This is a genomic window from Kitasatospora sp. NPDC057015 (assembly GCF_042673745.1).
Taxonomy (GTDB): domain Bacteria; phylum Actinomycetota; class Actinomycetes; order Streptomycetales; family Streptomycetaceae; genus Kitasatospora.
Window position 1 is genome coordinate 5,469 of sequence record NZ_JBHUSG010000106.1, and the last position, 514, is coordinate 5,982.

Below are 514 nucleotides of genomic sequence, written 5' to 3' on the forward strand. Positions count from 1 at the left end.
GTCTACTTGAAGCGCCGATTACAATTTATTTGTCGAACACACTGACATTTGTGAGATCTAGACGAACATGCTTCTCGCCCGGCGAAGAGAACGACTCCTCTTTAATCGTGACGCCCGCTTGTTGCAAACATGCGATAACCGCCAGCTTCATTGCTTCAAAGTCCCCGTTCAAGACGTCGAACTCAACCCAATCATGAATATTCGATGTCCCTGCAATTTGGGTGCGCATAGCGGATGATTGTAGTCCGCCTGAAGCAAGACCCCGCTTAATGCGCTCAACGAATTTTTCAGAACACTCGATCCGCAGCCCTTCGTCTTCGTCATCATACAGAGAAATTTCGTTAGAAAATGCTGAAACTCCGCTCATGAATTCACCCCTTGTTATATTAAAATCCAAGTCTAACAAAAATCAAAAATCACCAGATGATCCATCCCCGCCATCAGTGACCCAATACTCACACAACCGCAATCAGTAATTCAGACACACTTGCACAGAAATGCACTGCAGTGACCA

At 45.7% G+C, this 514-nt stretch carries 1 protein-coding gene; it reads right to left on the minus strand.

Features of this window, described 5'->3' with window-relative positions; translation table 11 throughout:
* Positions 1 to 25 precede the first annotated feature (25 nt).
* A complete protein-coding gene (locus ACFTWP_RS41095; RefSeq protein ID WP_137909842.1) occupies positions 26 to 367 on the minus strand; it encodes a hypothetical protein in 342 nt (113 codons plus the stop codon).
* Positions 368 to 514 lie beyond the last annotated feature (147 nt).